Source organism: Boseongicola aestuarii, assembly GCF_900184815.1.
Taxonomy (GTDB): Bacteria; Pseudomonadota; Alphaproteobacteria; order Rhodobacterales; family Rhodobacteraceae; genus Boseongicola; species Boseongicola aestuarii.
This window is the reverse complement of the sequence record NZ_FXXQ01000045.1, coordinates 1-3,361: the sequence shown is the minus strand read 5'-3', so window position 1 is coordinate 3,361 and position 3,361 is coordinate 1. Positions and strand designations below refer to the sequence as shown.

The window sequence follows — 3,361 nt, the reverse complement described above, 5'->3', positions numbered from 1 at the left end:
TGCTGACAGCGAGCATCCGGGCAGCGAACACAGCCCTGGCCCTAAATGTCAGCTCTGCGCGGCTTTTTATCCTGCATTTCGTACGCAACGTTGACACTTTGGGCTCAATGCAGTCATTCGCTGCAGCGAACACTAATGACTGCTATGCGGACAATCCGGTCATTTTGTCTCTTGATGGTGACGGCACTGAAGGGTTCGACAAAGACAATGGTCAACTGAGCCGGGCATTGTGGTTTCACAATTCTGGAGGCGAGCTTTTCCGCCTCAGCCAATTGCGCTTCACGTGCCTGAAAGGCGGTGGGACGGTTCACTGCAGCAATACGTATTGACGCAGATCAACGCACCCCAAGCCAAAAAATATATGAAAAATGCATGTGAAGGAGGGGGCAAGAGTCATGCCAAAACTCAGAATACGTGGAACGCCCGCCGACGAAACGATCTATGGGACGTTTCTAGATGAGATAATTGCAGGCCTAGGCGGCGATGATATTGTGTACGCGGACGTATATCGAATGGTTGAGAATGAGGCCGGGGGTGATGACCGGATAAACGGCAACGAGGGCAATGACACTCTTTACGGCGATGCCTTTGACCTCGGAGACTACAGCAATGAATACACCAACTCGTTTGCTTTTGGAGGCGCGGATTTTCTTCATGGAGGAGATGGTGACGATCAACTATACGGCGATGCTCATATCCTCTCAAAGAATACGCAAGGTGGTGCCGATGTCCTGAAAGGTGGCAGAGGCAACGATTTGCTGGTTGGCGATGCAAGAACCATGCTGGATGGCGCATCGGCTGGCGACGATGTGCTCGAAGGGGGCGAAGGCAACGACTTCCTCTATGGAGATGCTGTGTTCGCATCGTTCAAATCTACATACCCATCGATGGTGATGGGAAACGACCTGCTCTTTGGTGGCGACGGCAATGACAATCTAATTGGCGACGCCGGCTCGACCCGCAACGCAATCACCTTCGGCCAAGACCGCCTCTACGGTGGCGATGGTAATGATGTTCTTTATGGCGACGCCGAGAACTTTGCGTTCGGACCCAAGACCGGAGGTAATGACCAACTATACGGCGGAAACGGTGATGACATCATCTTTGGGGACGCAAGCCGGGCCGAGATAGGTGAACATAAAGGTGGGGATGATCTGATTTTTGGAGGGGGCGGGAATGACCAAATTTACGGTGACGCCGAAATCATTGTCCCGGCCTACGGTCACTACCCGGCAGGAAGCATTCACGATGGGAAGGACACCATTTGCGGTGGCTTGGGTGACGATGTGATCTACGGCGATACGCCGGAAAATACGGCTCCCTCTTTCACCGCTGCTGACGTGTTTGTCTTTGGCTCAAAAGACGGAAATGACAAAATCATGGATTTCCGGGCATCCGACGGGGCGCAATTGACCTCATTGCCACCGGGCTTGCATGGGCCGATCTTGACACAAATGGCGACGACATACTCGATGAAGACGACGCCTATGCCGGCTTGGAAGGCGGCGCTCTCGTAGTCGATGTTGGCGCGGCGGTTGGAAAAACTCCGGATGCCAATACGATCACCGTTGAGGACACGCTTTTCCTGATCGAGGACTCCTTCATATTTGGCTGAGTGTGCGATCCCTTGGTGACCGGGACTTCAGAAGTCCGCTCCGGGCTCGATGCAGTTATTCGCTGTGGCGTGCACGAATGACCGAGTTGCGGACTAAGTCGACGCCGGTTTTCCCTGTGCATTGTCCTACTCTTGACCCTGTCTCCGATCGAGCGGCGCCAAAGTGACACTCGCTGCACATAGACACTTCTGCTGAGTGAAGACTTTCTAAGTCGAGCTGTCAGTGCCTTTGACCAAAATCAAGCCGCATACAAGGGAAGCTGTTACCGTTTTAAGCCAAAATTCTGTGACATTTGGAGGGGCGATCATGCCAATCATTAAGATCGTTGGTACGGATGGGAATGACTTCATTGTAGCGGGTTCTGCCGTAGGCGCAAAAATCTCAGGCAAGGATGGAGATGATACGATTGCCGGAGGCACCTACCCACCTGGTTTCGCGAGTGATGACCGCCTATTCGGAGACGCTGGTGATGATAAGATCTATGGTGACGGCTATTCCGAAATGGCGAACATCGCGGGCGGCGATGACTTCTTGTCCGGCGGTTTGGGAGCAGACGATCTATACGGCGACTCCCGGACACTCCGCGGTACGAGCGTTGGAGGCGATGACACCCTAAAGGGAGGGCCCGGAGATGATTACCTGAAGGGAGACGGTGACCTAGACATAGGTTCAGCCGGCGGTGATGATGCGCTTTTTGGCGGCGTTGGTAACGATGTTCTTTCGGGTGATGGGGCAGCGTGGTACGCCGCCGGCTTTGGTGATGATCGCTTGTTTGGTGGCGACGGGAGGGACGTTCTCTATGGAGAGGGCAGCTTCATTCAGGCTGGCTCTGAAACAGTTGTGTACCTCGGGAACGACTTCCTCGACGGAGGTAACAGCGACGACATGCTGTATGGCGATGGTTACCGGGTCTTCGGTAGCGCAGCCGTTGCGGGAAACGATACCCTCATAGGAGGTTCTGGCAACGACTCGCTCTATGGAGATAGCTACTTTGCGAGAAGTTCCCAACTCGGGAACGACACAATAAATGGTGGCGGAGGCGATGACATCCTTTTCGGCGATGCGGTCGAATTCAATGAGTTCGTAACGCATGGCGCGGATGTTTTCGTCTTCGGCTCAAAGGATGGAAAAGATGTAGTGAAGGATTTTCGTACTGAAGACGGTGATGTCCTTGATCTTGCCGCAACCCGCCTGCAATGGAGTGATTTGGACACTAATGAGAACGGTGTCCTCGATGAGACCGATGATTTTGTTTCATTTGAAAACGGCTCCACTTTGATTGATTTAGGCGGTGCGCATAATGCTCCACTTGGACAGAATACCCTCCTACTAGAAGATGTTATTGGCCTCGTGGAGAGCGATTTCGTATTCGGCTGAGATTCAACACGGGCAGCTTCGCTATATTTCGGCTGGTCTTTCTGCTCATTTGCGAGTTGAGCATCGCCACCTGGCCGAGAACAATGTCTGCTTTGGGCTCAAACCCGCCATTCGCCGCAGTTGGCACCAATGACCGCAATGCGGGACGAAGCAGTCACAGACTGGCCGACTCAAGGCTAAGGGCGCGCTTCATGCGGGCCGCGCCTCCTTCGAACCAGCCGTGAAGATAATCCATCGCTTGAGCGCGTATCGCCTCTGCGTTGGATTGAGCCATGTCCTGTCCTTCTCAGAATTTCACAAAAGCTCTGACAGCATTTGGGCTGCGCGTTTTGCACCACCGGCGGCGACTGGATGCGGCACACGTGGGG

The 3,361-nt window shown here is 53.8% G+C and carries 3 protein-coding genes; all 3 read left to right on the top strand.

Translation table 11 applies throughout. From position 1 onward, the window contains the following. The coding region (locus BOA8489_RS20665) for a hypothetical protein (RefSeq protein WP_217897984.1) at positions 1-329 on the top strand (329 nt) is incomplete at its 5' end. A 66-nt stretch (positions 330-395) separates the two neighbouring features. Then, entirely contained in the window at positions 396-1,517 is a 1,122-nt protein-coding gene (locus BOA8489_RS19880; protein ID WP_093976044.1) for a calcium-binding protein, read from the top strand. Between the two features lie 405 nt (positions 1,518-1,922). Then, positions 1,923-2,993: a calcium-binding protein gene (locus tag BOA8489_RS19875; protein WP_093976043.1), complete on the top strand. Its 1,071-nt coding sequence runs from the start codon at positions 1,923-1,925 to the stop codon at positions 2,991-2,993. Positions 2,994-3,361: the final 368 nt, after the last annotated feature.